The organism is Microvirga sp. BSC39, from assembly GCF_000739015.1.
In the GTDB taxonomy this organism is placed as follows: domain Bacteria; phylum Pseudomonadota; class Alphaproteobacteria; order Rhizobiales; family Beijerinckiaceae; genus Microvirga.
This window is the reverse complement of record NZ_JPUG01000052.1, coordinates 46809-63649: the sequence shown is the minus strand read 5'-3', so window position 1 is coordinate 63649 and position 16841 is coordinate 46809. Positions and strand designations below refer to the sequence as shown.

13 protein-coding genes are annotated in these 16841 nt (G+C 64.0%); 7 read left to right on the top strand and 6 right to left on the bottom strand.

Annotation, left to right across the window (positions count from 1 at the left end; translation table 11 throughout):
• Positions 1 to 190: 190 nt before the first annotated feature.
• The 4 genes from MA07_RS06915 to galE all read right to left on the bottom strand — a co-directional run bounded on the left by MA07_RS06915 (position 191) and on the right by galE (position 4133).
• On the bottom strand, positions 191 to 1165 hold the full coding sequence (locus MA07_RS06915; RefSeq protein WP_200879333.1) for a phosphoribosylaminoimidazolesuccinocarboxamide synthase: 975 nt from the start codon (positions 1163 to 1165) through the stop codon (positions 191 to 193).
• A 121-nt stretch (positions 1166 to 1286) separates the two neighbouring features.
• Positions 1287 to 2369: an outer membrane lipoprotein carrier protein LolA gene (locus MA07_RS31165; protein WP_052002904.1), complete on the bottom strand. Its 1083-nt coding sequence runs from the start codon at positions 2367 to 2369 to the stop codon at positions 1287 to 1289.
• A gap of 123 nt (positions 2370 to 2492) precedes the next feature.
• Entirely contained in the window at positions 2493 to 3032 is a 540-nt protein-coding gene (locus MA07_RS06905; protein ID WP_052002903.1) for a DoxX family protein, read from the bottom strand.
• A 108-nt stretch (positions 3033 to 3140) separates the two neighbouring features.
• The gene (galE, locus tag MA07_RS06900; RefSeq protein ID WP_036348450.1) at positions 3141 to 4133 is read right to left on the bottom strand and encodes a UDP-glucose 4-epimerase GalE; all 993 of its coding nucleotides are present in this window, start codon (positions 4131 to 4133) and stop codon (positions 3141 to 3143) included.
• Positions 4134 to 4254: 121 nt separating this feature from the next.
• Between galE and MA07_RS06895 the strand changes: the two genes are divergently transcribed.
• The 4 genes from MA07_RS06895 (at position 4255) to MA07_RS06880 (ending at position 10886) form a co-directional block, all read left to right on the top strand.
• Entirely contained in the window at positions 4255 to 4566 is a 312-nt protein-coding gene (locus MA07_RS06895) for a hypothetical protein (protein ID WP_036348448.1), read from the top strand.
• A 463-nt stretch (positions 4567 to 5029) separates the two neighbouring features.
• On the top strand, positions 5030 to 8137 hold the full coding sequence (locus MA07_RS31160) for a NosD domain-containing protein (RefSeq protein ID WP_036348445.1): 3108 nt from the start codon (positions 5030 to 5032) through the stop codon (positions 8135 to 8137).
• A gap of 215 nt (positions 8138 to 8352) precedes the next feature.
• The gene (locus tag MA07_RS06885) at positions 8353 to 9729 is read left to right on the top strand and encodes a cystathionine beta-synthase (protein ID WP_036348443.1); all 1377 of its coding nucleotides are present in this window, start codon (positions 8353 to 8355) and stop codon (positions 9727 to 9729) included.
• Positions 9726 to 10886 carry a cystathionine gamma-synthase gene (locus MA07_RS06880; protein WP_036348440.1) on the top strand — a complete coding sequence of 387 codons (1161 nt, stop codon included), beginning with the start codon at positions 9726 to 9728 and terminating at the stop codon, positions 10884 to 10886. Before MA07_RS06885 ends, MA07_RS06880 begins: the two co-directional genes overlap by 4 nt.
• A gap of 132 nt (positions 10887 to 11018) precedes the next feature.
• On the opposite strand, the gene hutC is transcribed toward MA07_RS06880, so the two are convergent.
• Both hutC and MA07_RS06870 read right to left on the bottom strand, forming a co-directional pair.
• The gene (gene hutC / locus MA07_RS06875) at positions 11019 to 11723 is read right to left on the bottom strand and encodes a histidine utilization repressor (protein ID WP_036348437.1); all 705 of its coding nucleotides are present in this window, start codon (positions 11721 to 11723) and stop codon (positions 11019 to 11021) included.
• 18 nt (positions 11724 to 11741) lie between these two features.
• Positions 11742 to 13100, bottom strand: a complete 1359-nt coding sequence (locus MA07_RS06870; protein WP_036348434.1) for a formimidoylglutamate deiminase — start codon at positions 13098 to 13100, stop codon at positions 11742 to 11744.
• 153 nt (positions 13101 to 13253) lie between these two features.
• Between MA07_RS06870 and hutI the strand changes: the two genes are divergently transcribed.
• The 3 genes from hutI to hutG are packed head-to-tail and all read left to right on the top strand — an operon-like array spanning position 13254 to position 16833.
• On the top strand, positions 13254 to 14456 hold the full coding sequence (gene hutI, locus MA07_RS06865; protein WP_036348431.1) for an imidazolonepropionase: 1203 nt from the start codon (positions 13254 to 13256) through the stop codon (positions 14454 to 14456).
• 11 nt (positions 14457 to 14467) lie between these two features.
• Positions 14468 to 16000, top strand: a complete 1533-nt coding sequence (gene hutH / locus MA07_RS06860) for a histidine ammonia-lyase (protein WP_200879335.1) — start codon at positions 14468 to 14470, stop codon at positions 15998 to 16000.
• Positions 16000 to 16833, top strand: a complete 834-nt coding sequence (gene hutG, locus MA07_RS06855) for an N-formylglutamate deformylase (RefSeq protein WP_036348426.1) — start codon at positions 16000 to 16002, stop codon at positions 16831 to 16833. Before hutH ends, hutG begins: the two co-directional genes overlap by 1 nt.
• Positions 16834 to 16841 lie beyond the last annotated feature (8 nt).

The window sequence follows — 16841 nt, the reverse complement described above, 5'->3', positions numbered from 1 at the left end:
TTGGCGGGAGCCGCTGCCCGGAGACCTGATCACCAAATGAAGATGCCGCCGGAGAGCGGCGGCATCGAACGTCTGGTCGCAACCGAACGGAGCCGCCCTATGGGGACGGCGTATAATAGTTCGTGAAAGAGGTGCGACCGGTGATCATGGGTGCATTCTTATGAGCAGGAGGCCGGATCGTCAACCGGCTTCAAAAATAGGCCTTCAAATTCCGGCGAATGCGCTCCAGCACCGGCACGTTCGGATCTGGCAGTGCAAAGGTCTGGCCTGTAATCCGCTCAAAGGCGTCGATATAGACCCGCGCGGTCTCCAGGACCACGTCCTGCGGGATCTCCGGAACGTCGTCCTTGTAGGGATCGCAGCGCGCCACCACCCAGTTCCGGACGAAATCCTTGTCGAAGCTCTCGGGGCGCTCGCCTGCCTCGAAACGCTGCTGGTAGCTCTCCAGGAACCAGTAGCGGCTTGAGTCCGGTGTGTGGATCTCGTCGGCGATCATGATGGTGCCGTTCTCGTCGATGCCGAATTCGTACTTCGTGTCGACGAGGATGAGGCCGCGCTCGCGGGCCATCTCCCGGCCCTTCGCGAAGAGCGTGAGGGCATAGTTCGAAACCGTTTGCCACTGCTCCCGAGTTAGCAGGTTCTGTTCGACGATCTCGGCGGGTGTCAGCGGCTCGTCGTGGCCGCCGTGGAAGGCCTTGCTCGTCGGCGTGATGATGGTCTGCGGCAGCTTTTCGTTGTCGCGCATGCCATCGGGCAGACGGACGCCGTACATCTCGCGCTCGCCCTTCTTGTAGAGGGAGAGGATCGAGGTGCCTGTGGTACCGGCAAGATAGTCGCGCACCACGATCTCGACCGGCAGAATGGTGAGCCTGCGCCCGATCAGCACGTTCGGGTCCGGGTATTCGATGACGTGGTTGGGGCAGATGTCGGCGGTGGCCTCGAACCAGAACTTCGCCGTCTGGGTCAGCACCTGACCTTTGAGCGGAATGGCCGCGAGGTTGCGGTCGAAGGCGCTCAGGCGGTCGGACGCGATGATGATGCGGCGCCCATCCGGCAGGTCGTAATTATCGCGCACCTTGCCGCGGTAGTGGTTCGGCAGCTCCGGAATGGTGGCGTCCTCGAGGACGTAACCCGCATAGGCTCCAAGGGCTGCTTTATCCACCATGCTCACCTGCCAAGGATCTTTGACGCGCCGCACCGGGACGGCGGCAGGCGGAGTTCTAGCCGGAAATCGCGCCCGTGCTAGACCCCGGCGGCCAAAAACCTGCCCTGTCCACCAGAACGGGTTACTGACCGGCCCGGGCATCCCGGCGATAGGTTGCGTTGAGGCCAGACAAGGTCACGGTAGTCTCGTAGCCCTGGGCGTCGACGATGGTCCACGCTTTGAGCGCATTGGCCCGGGTGTCGAAGCGAAGCGTAATCTTGGACGTGCCGCCGAGGGTGGCGCTGTCGTCGAACCGGACGGTCACCACGCCGTCGCGGCCCACCTGCACGTCGCGGACCTTGGTGTCCCGCGACAGGTCGATATTGTCCTGCACGAGGAACTTCAGGGGCGTCTGGGCGACGGGATAGACATCGTTGGTGCCGAGCTTCTTGTCGCGGATCGCCACGTTGCGTCCGTCGGAGACCACCTCGAGGGTGCTCGGCGGCGCATAGGCGAAGTGGAACTGGCCCGGACGGCGCATGGAGAGATTGCCTTCGGCCTGCTGGCCGTTGGGGTTCTTCTGCACGAAGTAGGCCGACAGTTGGTCGATGCTGTTGAAATAGGCATTCACCCGGTCGAGGGCCTCCTCGGGTGATTTCGGCCCGGGAGGGGAGCTCGGCGTCGGGGCCGATGCGGGTGCCGCCACGGCCGTCACGGCAGGAGCGGCCTGAACCGGGGTCGAGCGCGCAGGCTTCGGCGGCTCGGCAACCTTGGCCGGAGGCGGTGCCTCAGCCGGCTTGGGCGGTTCTGCCGTCTGCACGGGCGGCGGAGGGGCCGGCTTCTGGGGCTCGGGCGCAGGCGGCTGAGCGGCTGGCTTTTCGGACACGGCGGCAGGAGCCTGGGGCTTCGCCTCGGGTTTTGACGCCGTCTGAGGCGCAGGCTGCGGCCTCGGCTGTGCGGCCTTTTGCGGCGCGGAAGCCGGCGGCTTCGGAGCGGCCGCTCTCGGCTGCGGGCGGGGTTGAGCCTGCGGGCTCGGCCGCGTGGCCGGTGCAGCGGGCTCAGCCTGAGGAGCAGCCTGGGGGGCGCTTGCGGGAGGGGCCGGCTTCTTGAAGACGCCGTCCAGGAACCGGGTCAGTGGATCGGAGGGCTGCTGGGCGGCAACCGGGGACACGCACGCCAGGGCAAGAACGAGACCGAGAATGCAACGCGAGGACGAATGGAGCATGACGCCACTGCTAACCTGAAAAAGCATGAAGGCCGGTGCGCAAAAGCACGGCCTGACAAGGGTTTATGGCTTAGATAAGAGGCTGAATGAAGGCAGGAACCCTGACCGGATGAGCGACTCGCGTCAGGCGGCATCCGCCAGCTCATCGTCATCCACGGTCTGACGAACGGGCGCCGGACGTGGCTTCGGGGTGCGCGGACGTGAGGGCTGACGCTTCTTGGCCTTGGCGGCTGGCTTCGATGGGCTGCCGATGCCCTTCCACCAGGCCTGCCAGCTCCAGGCGCCGGGTCCCGTGAGGGTGTAGAAGAGAAGTCCCGCGAGAACCCCGAGATGGGAGAGGAACACGGCTTGTTCCGCCTGCCGCGTGAGCCCGCCGTAGTCCCAGAAGCGGTGCAGGGTTCCGGTGGTCACCACGAGGGCGGCGATCAGGATGGAAGCGCTTAGGCGCGGTGCCAAGCCCAGAACCAAGGCTAGAGGCCCGAAGACCTCTGCCATGACGACGACGGTCGCCACCACATCCCCGTAGGGCATGCCCTTCATGGTCAGTGTGGCGGCAAAGCCGGAGATGTTCATGGCGCGCCCGATGGCTGCGGGCAGGAAGCAGCCCGCCAGCAAAAGGCGGTTCAGCAGCAGAACTCCGTTGACGCCTGCACCCCTGTCCATGCCCCTGCCCTTCCGTCTTTGCCGGCCGGGAATCGGCCTGCGCTGGGACAGCATTTGACGGAAAGGTTCTTAACCTGTTCTTAGCGCGGCCAATGGTTTCGCAGGTCTCTACAGCTTGAGATTTCGCTCCCGGAGCATGCTCTCCCAACGCAGGGAGTGATCCACGATGCTGGCGAGGTCGTCATGGCGCGGCTCCCAGCCCAGCCGGGAGCGGATGCGGGCCGAATCCGCCACGATCGTCACCGGATCGCCCGCCCGCCGGGGCGCAAACCGCGCCTCCACGGGCTTTCCGGAGACCTTGCGGACCGTCTCGATCACCTCGGACACCGAATAGCCGTGCCCGTAGCCGCAATTCACCACGAGGCTCTCCCCTCCCTGGTCGAGATGGTTCAGGGCGAGCATGTGGGCGGCGATCAGATCGGTCACGTGGATGTAGTCACGGATGCAGGTTCCATCCGGCGTCGGATAGTCGGAGCCGAAAACCTCCATGTGGGAGCGCATGCCCAGGGCGGTCTGGATCGCCACCTTGATGAGATGCGTGGCATTGGCCGTCGACTGGCCGTGGCGCATGGCGGGGTCGGATCCCGCCACATTGAAGTAGCGCAGGATCACGTAGCGCATGTCGTGGGCTGTCGCGACATCGCGCAGCATCACCTCGGTCAGCTGCTTGGAGCTGCCATAGGGAGAGAGAGGCGCCAGCGGCGCATCCTCGCCGAGCGGCTTGTCGGAGGCATTGCCGTAGACGGCCGCCGTCGAGGAGAAGACGAACTTCTCGACCCCGGCCGCCACCGCGGCAGCCATGAGGGAGCGGCTCTTGACGGTGTTGTTGAGGTAATAGCCCAAAGGATCCGCCACGGATTCGGGCACCACCAGCTTCGCGGCAAAATGCGCGATGGCGTCGATCTGGTAGGCCTGCAGGGTGCGCAGAACCAGCTCGAAATCGCCGATATCACCCACGACGAGCGGCACGCCCTCCGGCACGGACCAACGGAACCCGGTCGACAGGTTGTCGAACACGATGGGCCTGTGCCCGGCGTCGAGCAGGGCCAAGACCATATGGCCGCCGATATATCCAGCTCCGCCCGTAACGAGAACGTTCATGAAATCTCCAGGAATAGCCGCTCAGCACTATGTTCATGGTGGCTCTATTGCAGCCGGATTTCCAGATCAACCCGACGCCGATAGACGTTAGAGTAGCCTGTCAGACATGGACGGATGCAGCATGGACGATCGCAAGGAATATTGGTGGGTTCGCTACCAGACCGTGACTCAGCCGGCCGAGGTCGGCTTCGTGGGCGGTATCCCGGTCAGCTTCCGGTTCATCGGAATGGCCGGCAGCATTCCGGCCACATCGGCCGAACTGATCGAACGCCTGCCCTTGCCTCCCGTGCCGCTCATCGGTCCCCATAGTGAGCCATCGCCGCGCCCGCAGGCCCAGCCTCAGCGGCGCGGTTCCTGGCTCTGGTTCATCGGAGTTCTTCTCCTGATCCTCGTTGCCCAATGTTCAGGGCAGCTCTTCGACGCGCTCAAGTGAGGGTGTCCTTCAAGCTTGGCAATTAGTCTTCGAACTTCAAGGCTAAAGTCTTCGATCCCTTCGGGGTAGGGAGTATAAGCCAATAGCATTAGCTTCGCACAAACTGCCGGAATAATTAACTCGAAATTCCGGAAGACATACAAAATGCATCCATTCCGATTTCCATGGAATGCCTATCTAATTCTGAGCAACCAGGCAGCTACCGATGAGGAAACCGCCATTATGCTCATGAATCTACGCGGGACGAGATCCGCGTTCGTCTCGAAGCCGGAACGGGCATACCGCCTTCGCGGCAACGTTACCCACTCAGATCGGGCCGGACCCCGTCCTGAATAAAGCCCACGCGAGCGGCGACATCCAACCCTGAATGGTTCTTCGGATCGCACATCAGACCGCTGTCTGGTGACGGCGGCGCTCGCGACAAATCCAACTCGCCCAAACCGAGCATGCAAGGACATCGCGAATGACCACCATTGTAGTCAACAATCCTTCGACCAATCCTGCCGAAAACGTCGCCAGGATCAAAGAGGCCATCGCACAAGCCAACAAATTGTATCTGGCCAATCCTTCCGCGGGCCAAGTCACGGTGCAACTCGGCGCTGGAACCTGGGTGGTCACCGGCGACAAGACCAATGCCTCGGCAGGCGCCATCGAGCTCCTGTCGGGTGTCGAGCTGACAGGCTCCGGCAACCGCGACACTGTGATCAAGCTTGAAGATAACTTCAACGCGAGGATCAACGGCATTGTCCGAACAGCTCTGGATACGGTCGACAATGTCACCATCTCCAACTTGGTGATCGATGGAAACCGGGCCAACAACATCGGACACCAGGCCGGCTTCATCTGCGGCACAAAAGAAGAATCCGGCAAGCTGCAGACGAATATTACCCTCGACAATGTCGAGGCGAGGAACTGCTCGGCATACGGCATCAATCCGCATGAAATCACATACAACCTGAAGGTCACGAACTCCACAGCACATCATAACGGGCTTGATGGTTTCGTTGCCGATGGAGTCGTGGGCGGCGTCTACGCGAACAATGTCTCGTACGCCAACGATCGCCACGGATTCAACATCCAGAATGCCTCGAAAGACATCGTTCTGGAGAACAATACCGCCCATAGCAATGGCACGGGGGCAACCGGCGGCGCGGGCATCGTCGTCCAGCGTGGCGACATCCAGCGGGGCACCGAGGCTGAGATCGCCCATGTCACCAACGTTCAGATCATCGGGGGTGAATACTACGGCAACACCCGCGAGGGCATTCTGGTCAAACTCTCTGATAACGTGACGATCATGGGTGCCAACATCCATGACAACGCACGGCAGGGCGTACGGATCGAGGGTTCGATCAACACGGTCGTGAAGGATAACTTCATCTCGAGCAATTCGCAGGAGACCAAAGGCGCCTACGACGAAGTTCAGATCCGCCCGCGTGAGGACTATCCGGACGGAAACCCTGACAACAACCCGAACACCAATCCTCTTAAGACCTACTATTCGAAGGGCACGCAGGTCCTGAACAACTTCATCAACCCGGAGGATGCGCGCTACGCCATCCGTGAGGAGCCTACGAACACATCGGGCGGCCCCACAGGGACCCAGATCGCAGGCAACGTCACGGGCGGCATTGCTACCGACGGCAATGATACGCTCACCGGTTCTGCCGGCGTCGATACCATGGCTGGTGGCAAGGGTGACGATACCTATATCGTCAACAAGGATGGTGACGTTGTCATCGAAAAGGCTGGCGAAGGCACCGATCATGTCTTTGCTTCGGCCAAGCACACCCTTGGCGCCAATGTCGAACACCTGACATTGACTGGAACAGCAGCCATCAATGGATACGGAAACGATCTTGATAACGTCGTCACCGGCAACAATGCGGCGAACAACCTGGAGGGCCTCGGCGGCGCAGACACGATCTTCGGCGCCGGAGGAAACGACACTCTGAAGGGCGGTGCGGGCAACGACTATCTGGATGGCGGCACTGGTGCGGATTCCATGGTCGGCGGCACCGGAGATGACGTCTACGTCGTCGACAACGATGGCGATGTGGTGGTTGAAAAATTCGATGGTGGCCTGGGCGGCTACGATCGCGTTTTCAGCAGCGTCAGCTACATCCTTGGGGATGAGGTCGAGGAGCTGACGCTGCTTGGAACAGCCAACCTCAGTGGAATGGGCAACACTGCTGCCAACGTGCTTAGTGGCAACGCCGGCAACAACATCCTGAACGGCGGCCTCGGAGCCGACACGATGCGCGGTGGATCAGGTGACGACATCTATTATGTCGATCACTCCGGAGATGTCGTCATCGAAGCGGCGGGTGAGGGAACCGACACGATCGTCAGCTCGCGCGCCTTCAGCCCTGCCAGCCCCCTGACTGCAAACGTCGAGAACCTTTGGCTGATCGATCCGGCCAACCCTGCTGACCCGCTCGCGAAATGGGCCATCGAAGGCGCAGGAAATCAGATCGACAATGTGATCGTCGGCAATAGCGCACACAACAAGCTTTATGGTCTCGACGGTAACGACACGATGCGCGGCGGAGCTGGCAACGACACGCTGGACGGCGGCGCAGGAAACGACACGGCCGTATTCTCCGGCAACCGCGTGAACTATACGATCGCCGGCAGCCTCACGAACCGGACCGTTGCCGGCACGACCGAAGGCACGGACACTCTTCTCAATGTCGAGGTTCTGCAGTTCGCCGACGGCAAACTCGTCGGCGACGACTGGATCCCGACTTATGTCCCGCCTCCGCCTCCCCCGGCCAACACGGGCAATGATGTCGCCTCCCAGACCGGCAAGAACCGATCCGAGAAGCTCAACGGCCGGGACAACATCGACGACACCATCAGGGCTCAAGGCGGCAACGATACGGTCAAGGGCGGCAGCGGCAACGACAAGCTCTACGGGGGCACCGGCAACGACAAAGTCTATGGCGATGGCGACGACGACCGCGTTTATGGCGACAGCGGCCACGACCTGGTTCATGGCGGGTCCGGCAACGACTGGGTCAACGGGGGCTCCGGCAACGACAAGGTCTATGGCAGCTTCGGCAACGACCAGGTCTATGGCGGGTCCGGGCACGACAGGGTCGAAGGCGGCTCCGGGAACGACTGGGTCTACGGAAATAGCGGCAATGACCGGGTCTATGGCGGGTCCGGCGATGACGTGATCAATGGTGGATCCGGCAACGACCGGCTCTATGGCAACTCGGGCAGCGATGCCTTCGTGTTCGACTCGAAGCTCGGGTCCGCAGCGACAGACCGCAAGGTGAACTTCGACACCGTCGTCGACTTCAAGGTCGCGGACGACAGCTTCCTGCTCGACAATGCCATCTTCAAGAAGCTCGGCAGCGGGACGATGTCCGACCCGACGCAGCTGGACAAGGAGTTCTTCACCATCGGCAGCAAGGCCCGGGAGCGGGACGACTACCTGATCTACAACAAGAAGACAGGCGTGCTCTCCTACGATGCGGACGGCTCCGGCTCGAGGGAAGCTGTGGAGTTTGCCCAGCTGAGCAAGAACCTCAAGCTCACCTACAAGGACTTCTTCGTCATCTGACGAAGTCTCGCTCACAGAGCCCCGGCCTTATAGGCCGGGGCTTTTGCTTGCTTCCGCTCCTGAACGCCTGCCGCTGCCCTCCTTGAACCAAGCCTGGGGATCGCAGTTGAGTGATCGGAAGAGCAGGTGACAATCTACGTTGGCATATATAAATACGGGGCTGTTTCACATCGAAAAGAAACAAATAAGATATTTCACATCTGAAAGATGATAATATGGCTGCACACGGCGCCCTGGACCTGATCGGCCGTACCCCTCTCGTCGAGGTGACGAGTCTCGACACCGGTCCCTGCAGGCTCTTCCTGAAGCTGGAGAGCGCCAACCCCAGCGGCTCCATCAAGGACCGGCCGGCCCGCGCCATGATCGAAGCGGCCGAAGCCGACGGACGTCTGAAGCCCGGCGGCACCATCATCGAGGCGACCGCCGGCAATACCGGCGTCGGCCTCGCGCTGGTCGGGGCCAGCAAGGGCTACCGCACGCTCCTCGTGGTGCCGGACAAGATGTCCCGGGAGAAGGTGCTGCATGCCAAGGCCCTCGGCGCGGAGGTGGTGATCACCCGCTCGGATGTGGGCAAGGGCCACCCGGATTATTACCAGGACCTCGCCCAGGCGATCACCGCCAGGACGCCCGGCGCCGTCTACATCAACCAGTTCGAGAACCCGGCCAATCCGGCCGCCCACGAGGCGAGCACCGGCCCGGAAATCCTGGAGGGAATGGACGGTGACGTGGATGCGGTCGTGGTCGGCGTCGGTTCGGGCGGTACGCTCACCGGCGTCGGGCGCTATCTCAGGAAAGCGTCGCCCAAGACCGCCATGGTGCTGGCCGACCCGGCAGGCTCCATCCTCGCGCCACTGGTGGAGACCGGGCAGATGCTTGAGGCCGGCTCCTGGGCGGTTGAGGGCATCGGCGAGGATTTCGTGCCGCCCAACTGCGATCTGTCCCTGGTGAAGAAGGCGTATTCCATCGGCGACAAGGAGAGCTTCTCGGCAGCACGGGAGCTCCTGCGCAGAGAGGGCATCCTGGCAGGCTCCTCGTCCGGAACGCTGCTGGCCGCTGCCCTGCGATACTGCCGTGAGCAGACGGAGCCGAAACGGGTCGTTACCCTCGTCTGCGACACGGGTGCCAAGTATCTGTCGAAGGTGTTCAATGATGCCTTCATCGCCCAGGAAGGCTGGCTCGACCGCAAGGTGACCGGCACGGTCCGGGACGTGGTGATCAACCCGTTCGGCGAAGGCGCCACCATCTTCGTCTCGCCGAACGAAACCCTACGCTCCGCCTTCGCGCGCATGCGCTCCTCCGATGTCTCTCAGTTGCCTGTGATCGACGACGGCCGCGTGGTCGGCCTGATCGACGAGAGCGACGTTCTCGATGCGCTGGTGGCCAACGAAGGCGCGCCGCAGAGCGTGTTCGACAAGCCGGTGCGCGACGTCATGGTCACGCGCCTGCAGACCATTGCCGCCGATGCTCCCGTCCGGGAGCTACTGCCCCTCTTCGCCGCCGGCCTCGTGCCGGTGATCATGGAGGGCGATGCCTTCGTGGGCCTCGCCACCCGCATCGACCTCATCAACTTCTTCCGGATCCAGCCCCAATGACCGCCCGCAACCAGCTCGATTTCGCCACCCGCTGCATCCATGCGGGCCAGTCGCCGGATCCCACCACCGGCGCCGTGATGATGCCCATCTACGCCACCTCCACCTTCGCGCAGGAGAGCCCCGGCGTTCACAAGGGCTTCGAATATGCCCGTTCGCAGAACCCGACCCGCATGGCGTTCGAGCGCTGCATCGCGGATCTCGAAGGAGGCTCATCCGCCTTCGCGTTCTCCTCCGGGCTTGCCGCAAGCGCGACCGTCCTCGACATGCTGGAGCATGGTTCGCACATCATTGCCTCCGACGATCTCTATGGCGGCACGCGTCGCCTCTTCGAGCGCGTGCGCCGGAAGTCGGCCGGGCTCGACATCACCTATGTAGACCTCGGCGACGCGGACGCGGTGAAGGCGGCATTGCGCCCCAACACCAAGCTCGTCTGGGTGGAGACGCCCACCAATCCGCTCCTCAAGCTCGCGGACCTCGAAGCCATCGCGGCGGCAACACGCGGGCATGGCACATGGCTCGTCGCCGACAACACCTTCGCAAGCCCCTGGGTGCAGCGTCCGCTCGAATTCGGCTTCGACATCGTGGTGCATTCCACCACCAAGTATCTCAACGGCCATTCCGACATGGTCGGCGGTGTGGTGATCGTTGGCCAGAACCAGGAAATCCGCGAGAAGATCGCCTTCCTGCAGAACGCCGTCGGCTCCGTGTCGGGCCCCTTCGACAGCTTCCTGGCCCTGCGCGGTCTCAAAACCCTGTCGCTGCGCATGGAGCGGCATTGCACCTCGGCGCTCAAGATTGCGCAATTCCTTGAGGCGCATCCAAGCGTGGACGGCGTGATCTATCCCGGTCTCGCCTCGCATCCGCAGCACGAACTCGCCAAGCGCCAGATGCGCGGCTTCGGCGGCATCATCACGGCCCGCATCAAGGGCGGTCTCGATGGCGCGATGCGCTTCCTGGAGCGCTGCCAGCTCTTCACCCTGGCGGAGAGCCTCGGGGGCGTCGAAAGCCTGATCGAGCACCCGGCCATCATGACCCATGCCTCGGTGCCCCCGGAGGTGCGAGCCGAGCTCGGCATCGACGATGGGCTCGTGCGCCTGTCGGTCGGCATCGAGGATGCAGACGACCTGATCGAGGATCTGCGCTCCGCGCTGTCGTAGGAGCTTTCCTCTATCTGCCTCCCGTGATCACCGGCCTCGTGCCGGCGATCCCGATTGCATGAAGCGCCGAGCCTCGCCGTATCACGGAAGCCCAGACAAGCCCGGCGATGATGTGAAGGGTATTCTGCGTCCTTAAGCCGTCGGCGAGAACCGCCCCACGAGCTGATGCCGGTCACCGGGATAGGTGAGCCGCGCCTCGGTCACGAAGGCGCCTGCCTGCCAGGTCCGCCGCTCCAGCACGAGACAAGCCGCGCCCGACTGGATCTGAAGTCGCTTCGCCATCGGGCCATCCGCGTTGACCGAACGCACGATGTGCTCCGCATCCGTCCACGGCACGCGCCGCAGCAGCCAGGTGCCGGGCGGATCTTCCTTGAACGTCTCCTTGTCGGCTTCGGGCACGGTCGCGAGGTTGATCAGGCGCTGCTCGAAAGCCTGCGGCACGTCATCCATGATGTGAAGCGTCGAGAGGCAGAGCATCAGCGTGCCTGCCGGCAGGCCGGTGCGCTGCGCGGCAGCGGCATCGATGGGCTCGATGGACCGATGCAGAACCTTGAAGCGGTACTCGACCCCGGCGCGCGCTGCCTCGAGGGCAAAATCCTGGATTTGCAGCACCGCCTGCTGATTGCTCGGCTCCGCCACCACGGTGCCGGCACGACGCCGCCGCGTAATGAGGCCGTTGGCGGCGAGCGTCGAGAGCACCTTGTTCACGGTCATGCGCGAGCAGCCGTATTCCGTCATCAACTCGTGCTCGAACGGAATGCGGTGCCCCGGCGCCCATTCGCCGGACATGATCCTGGCCTCGATGTCGTCGCGGATGCGCTGGTGCAGGTGTTTCATGCCGCTCTCAGTCTTTTCTCAGGCCAGAATGCGGGTCATCGCCTGCGCGTACCGGGCGCGGATCGCGTCGCGATCCACATGCCGGCCGCTCCTGACCACAGGCTTGCCCGCGACGAACACCGTATCGATGGCGGATCTGCCGGCCACGAACACATAAGCATCGAGCCAGCGGTCGCCTGAGACGGCGGCGAGATCGGGATGATCGGCGTCAAGCACGACGAAATCGGCACGATGCCACTCGGCGATTGCGCCAATCCGACGACCGAGCGCCTGCGTTCCGCCTGTCAACGCCTTCTCATAGAGGCTGCGCCCGGTCGATTGTCCCTCACGCTCGGCCAGAACGTTGCGGGCGCGATGCTTGAGGCGCTGGCTGTATTCGAACTGCTTGAGCTCTCCCGCGGCCGAAATCTCGATGTTGGAATCCGATCCGACGCCGAAGCAGCCTCCTGCCGAGAGATAGTCGACGCCTTCGAAGATGCCGTCGCCAAGATTGGCCTCGGTGATCGGGCACAGGCCGGCGACGGCGCCGCTTGCGGCAATGCCCCTCACCTCCTGCGGGTCGAGATGCGTGGCGTGAATGAGGCACCAGCGCCGGTCGACGGGAGCATGATCGAGCAGCCACGCAACCGGCCGCTGCCCTGACCATGCAAGGCAATCCTCCACCTCCTTCACCTGCTCGGCGATGTGGATGTGGACCGGCCCCTCGCCTGCCATCGCGACGATCTCGCCGAGGCTCTCAGGAGTGACGGCACGCAGACTGTGCGGCGCGATGCCCACGGCCGCATCGTCGAGCCCCGCCACCGCCTTGCGCGCTCCCTCAACCAGGCGGGCATAAGACTCGACATCGTTGATGAAACGCCGCTGCCCCTCCGTCGGCGCGGCCCCGCCGAACCCGCCCTGGGCATAGAAGACCGGCAGAAGCGTTAGGCCCATGCCCGTCTTATGTGCCGCAGCCGCGATTCGCCCGGAGAGCTCCGCGATGTCGGCATAGGGCCTGCCGTCGGCATCATGGTGCAGGTAGTGGAACTCGGCGAGCGCGGTAAAGCCGCCCTCCAGCATCTCCATCATGGCAAAGGCCGCCACGGCCTCCACATCGTCGGGCGTGAGCTTGCCGAGGAAGCGGTACATCACCTGCCGCCAAGTCCAGAAGCTGTCACCCTCCGGCCCGCGTGTTTCGGCAAGCCCCGCCATGCCGCGCTGGAAGGTGTGGCTATGCAGGTTGGGCAGGCCGGGCAGCGCAATGCCGGCTACGCGCTCACGACCTTCGGCGGAAGTCTCGGGATGAACGGCGGCAATCGTTCCGCCCTCGATGTCGAGACCGACGTTGTGGGCCCAGCCGCCGGGCAGGAGAGCGTGATCGAGAATGAGCCTGCGCATCGCTGACACCCTTGCTGCGGAACGGCCTGACCTTGGCAGCCGCTAAAAAGCCATGCCGCCGCCGGACCATCAGAACCGATCGAATACGTCTAGACAATATCGTTTGTCTGCGTTTATGTATAGACATATTCGTAATCGAACCGGAGCAGGAACATGCGCTTCGACCGGGTCTGGCTCAACGCTCGCCTTGCTACGCTTGTGGGCGACGGTCTCGGGATCGTCGAGAGCGGAGCCATTGCTTCCAGGGATGGCCGAATCGCCTTTGCCGGACTGATGCGGGACATGCCCGCAGGCTGGGACGCGGCCGAACGGATCGACTGCGAAGGCCGCTGGATCACCCCCGGGCTCGTCGATTGCCACACGCACCTCGTTTATGGCGGCGACCGCGCCCATGAGTTCGAGCTGCGCCTCAAGGGGGCGAGCTACGAGGAGATCGCCCGCGCCGGCGGCGGGATCGTCTCCACCGTGAAGGCCACCCGAGCGGCGAGCGAGGATGCGCTCGTGGCGAGCGCCCTGCCCCGGCTCGATCATCTCATTCGTGAGGGCTGCACCACTATCGAGATCAAGTCGGGCTACGGGCTCGACCTCGACACGGAAGCGCGCTCCTTGCGTGCCGCGCGCCGCTTAGGTGTCGAGCGCCCCGTCTCGGTCACCACCACGTTCCTCGGCGCTCACGCCCTGCCGCCGGAGGCGAACGGCGACAAGGACGCCTTCATCGAGAAGATCTGCGGCGAGATGATGCCGGCTCTGGCCCGCGAGGGACTAACTGACGCGGTTGATGCCTTCTGCGAGGGCATTGCATTTTCGCCGGAGCAGACCGCCCGCGTGTTCCAAGCCGCCAAGGCATTGGGGCTCAAGATCAAGCTCCATGCCGACCAGCTCTCCAACCTGCACGGCGCGAAGCTCGCGGCCGATCATGGCGCCCTCTCGGCCGATCACCTCGAATACACCGACGAGGAAGGGGCTTTCGCCATGGCGAAAGCCGGCACGGTGGCGGTGCTGCTGCCCGGCGCTTTCTACATGCTGCGGGAGACGAAGGTTCCGCCGGTTGCAGCCTTCCGTGACGCCGGCACCCGCATGGCGCTTGCGACCGACAGCAATCCCGGCACCTCGCCGCTCACCTCACTCCTGCTCACCATGAACATGGGCGCCACCCTGTTCCGCATGACTGTTGAGGAATGCATTGCAGGCGTGACGCGCGAAGCCGCGCGTGCGCTGGGCAAGCTCAATGAGATCGGCACGCTCGAGCCCGGCAAGAGCTGCGATCTCGCGATCTGGACCATCGAACGGCCGGCGGAGCTCGTCTACCGCATCGGCTTCAACCCGCTTCACGCCCGTGTCTGGAGGGGACAGTGACCCAACCCATCATGCTTCACCCCGGCTCCGTCGCTCTGGCTGACTGGCGCCAAGTCTATTTCGGTGCCGATATCGCGCTTGATCAGGATTGCCGCAGGGCTATCGAGGCCAGCGCGAAGACGATCGAGACCATCGTCACGAAGGGCGATCCGGTCTACGGCATCAACACGGGCTTCGGAAAGCTCGCCAGCGTGCGCATCGGCGCTGCCGATCTTGCGACGCTCCAGCGCAACATCGTGCTCTCGCACGCCGCCGGCGTCGGCGAGCCGCTGCCTGTTTCTGTCGTTCGTCTGGTGATGGCGCTGAAGCTCGCGAGCCTCGCTCAAGGCGCATCCGGTGTGCGCTGGTCCGCCATCGAGCATCTGACCGCCTGCCTGAAGGCGAATCTGGTTCCCGTTATTCCGGGGCAGGGCTCGGTCGGAGCCTCGGGCGATCTCGCTCCTCTCGCCCATATGACGGCGGCCCTCATGGGCGTCGGCGAATTCTTCGTCGACGGCGTGCGGGTGAAGGCGGAGGCGGCCCTCGCTCGCGCCGGCCTCACACCACTTGTGCTCGGCCCCAAGGAGGGCCTGGCGCTTCTCAACGGCACGCAGGTGTCGACCGCGCTCGCGCTCGCAGGCCTGTTCGAGGCCGAGGGCGTGTTCCGCGCCGCTCTCGTCACCGGGGCGCTCGCGACCGATGCGGCGAAGGGATCGGACGGCCCATTCGATGAGCGCATCCAGAAGCTGCGGCGTCATCGCGGGCAGATCGAGGTGGCGGCCTCCCTGCGCGCACTGATGCAGGGCAGCGCCATTCGCGCCTCGCATCTCACCAACGACGACCGCGTGCAGGACCCGTACTGCCTGCGCTGCCAGCCGCAGGTGATGGGCGCAGTGCTCGACCTGCTGCGGCAAGCGGGCGAGACGCTCGGCACGGAAGCGAACGGCGTCTCCGACAATCCACTCGTGTTCTCGGATACGGGCGAGGTCATCTCTGGCGGCAACTTCCATGCGGAGCCCGTGGCCTTCGCCGCCGACATGATCGCCATGGCGTTCTGCGAAATCGGCTCACTCGCCGAACGGCGCATCGCCATGCTGGTCGACCCGACCCTCTCGGGCCTCCCCGCCTTCCTCACGCCGAAGCCGGGCCTCAACTCCGGGTTCATGATCCCGCAGGTGACGGCCGCCGCCCTGGTATCGGAGAACAAGCAGCGGGCCTATCCGGCGAGCGTCGACTCGATCCCGACCTCCGCTAACCAGGAGGACCATGTGTCCATGGCGACCCATGGCGCACGGCGACTTCTGCCGATGGCGATGAACACCGCGAATGTCATCGGCATCGAATACTTGGCCGCCGTCCAGGGCTGCGACTTCCATGCGCCGATGACATCGAACGAGCGCCTGGAGCGCGCCCGCGCCTTGCTGCGTGCCGAGATTCCGCACCTCGACGACGACCGCCATATGTCGCCCGAGATGGAGGTGGCTACAGCTCTCGTCGTCTCCGGCGCCCTCGCCGATGCGGTCGGCGGCGACGTGCTGCCGCTCGTCACGGATGAGGCGGAGTGATGGGCGCGGAGTACCCGGACTGGCTCACCGTCACCCGCGGCAACGCCCCCCTCGTGGTGAGCCTGCCGCATACCGGCACTGAGATCCCGGCCGAGTACGAACGCGGCCTCGTCTCGCCTTGGCTCGCAAGAAAGGATGCCGATTGGTGGATCGAGCGGCTTTACGATTTTGCATCCGGTCTCGGTGCGACGGTGATCCGCACGACGATCTCCCGCACGGTCATCGACGTGAACCGCGATCCGTCCGGGGTGTCGCTCTATCCGGGGCAGCCGACCACGGAGCTGTGCCCCACCACCACGTTCGACGGCGAGCCGCTCTATGAGCCGGGCGCGGAGCTCACGACGGCAGAGATCGCCGAACGCCGCCCCCGCTTCTTCGACCTCTATCACGCGACGCTCCGCGCCGAGATCGAGCGGCTGCGCTCAAAGCACGCCAATGTGGTGGTCTACGATTGCCATTCGATCCGCTCGGTCATTCCGCGCCTGTTCGACGGCACCCTGCCCCATTTCAACATCGGCACCAACGGCGGCACGACCTGCGCCCGCTCTTTAAGCGATGCCATCGAGAAGATCTGTGTGAGCAGCGGTTTCAGCCATGTGGTCAACGGACGCTTCAAGGGCGGCTACATCACGCGCAGCCTCGGGCGTCCCGAAGCAGGCGTCCACGCCGTCCAGATGGAACTCGCCTGCCGCGGCTACATGCGCGAGCCGCTCGGCCCCGTAGCCGAGGGCCAGTGGCCGACACCTTACGATGAGGCCTATGCCGCGCCGATGCGTGCCGCCCTCACCCTCATCCTCCAGACCTGTCTCACATTCGCCCAATCCAAAGCCTGAGGACCGTC

What these genes read in the sequence shown, in the direction of transcription:
- MA07_RS06915 (WP_200879333.1), bottom strand. Translation starts at nt 1,165, where the DNA reads ATGGTGGATAAAGCAGCCCTTGGAGCCTATGCGGGTTACGTCCTCGAG.
- MA07_RS31165 (WP_052002904.1), bottom strand. Translation starts at nt 2,369, where the DNA reads ATGCTCCATTCGTCCTCGCGTTGCATTCTCGGTCTCGTTCTTGCCCTG.
- MA07_RS06905 (WP_052002903.1), bottom strand. Translation starts at nt 3,032, where the DNA reads ATGGACAGGGGTGCAGGCGTCAACGGAGTTCTGCTGCTGAACCGCCTT.
- galE (WP_036348450.1), bottom strand. Translation starts at nt 4,133, where the DNA reads ATGAACGTTCTCGTTACGGGCGGAGCTGGATATATCGGCGGCCATATG.
- MA07_RS06895 (WP_036348448.1), top strand. Translation starts at nt 4,255, where the DNA reads ATGGACGATCGCAAGGAATATTGGTGGGTTCGCTACCAGACCGTGACT.
- MA07_RS31160 (WP_036348445.1), top strand. Translation starts at nt 5,030, where the DNA reads ATGACCACCATTGTAGTCAACAATCCTTCGACCAATCCTGCCGAAAAC.
- MA07_RS06885 (WP_036348443.1), top strand. Translation starts at nt 8,353, where the DNA reads ATGGCTGCACACGGCGCCCTGGACCTGATCGGCCGTACCCCTCTCGTC.
- MA07_RS06880 (WP_036348440.1), top strand. Translation starts at nt 9,726, where the DNA reads ATGACCGCCCGCAACCAGCTCGATTTCGCCACCCGCTGCATCCATGCG.
- hutC (WP_036348437.1), bottom strand. Translation starts at nt 11,723, where the DNA reads ATGAAACACCTGCACCAGCGCATCCGCGACGACATCGAGGCCAGGATC.
- MA07_RS06870 (WP_036348434.1), bottom strand. Translation starts at nt 13,100, where the DNA reads ATGCGCAGGCTCATTCTCGATCACGCTCTCCTGCCCGGCGGCTGGGCC.
- hutI (WP_036348431.1), top strand. Translation starts at nt 13,254, where the DNA reads ATGCGCTTCGACCGGGTCTGGCTCAACGCTCGCCTTGCTACGCTTGTG.
- hutH (WP_200879335.1), top strand. Translation starts at nt 14,468, where the DNA reads ATGCTTCACCCCGGCTCCGTCGCTCTGGCTGACTGGCGCCAAGTCTAT.
- hutG (WP_036348426.1), top strand. Translation starts at nt 16,000, where the DNA reads ATGGGCGCGGAGTACCCGGACTGGCTCACCGTCACCCGCGGCAACGCC.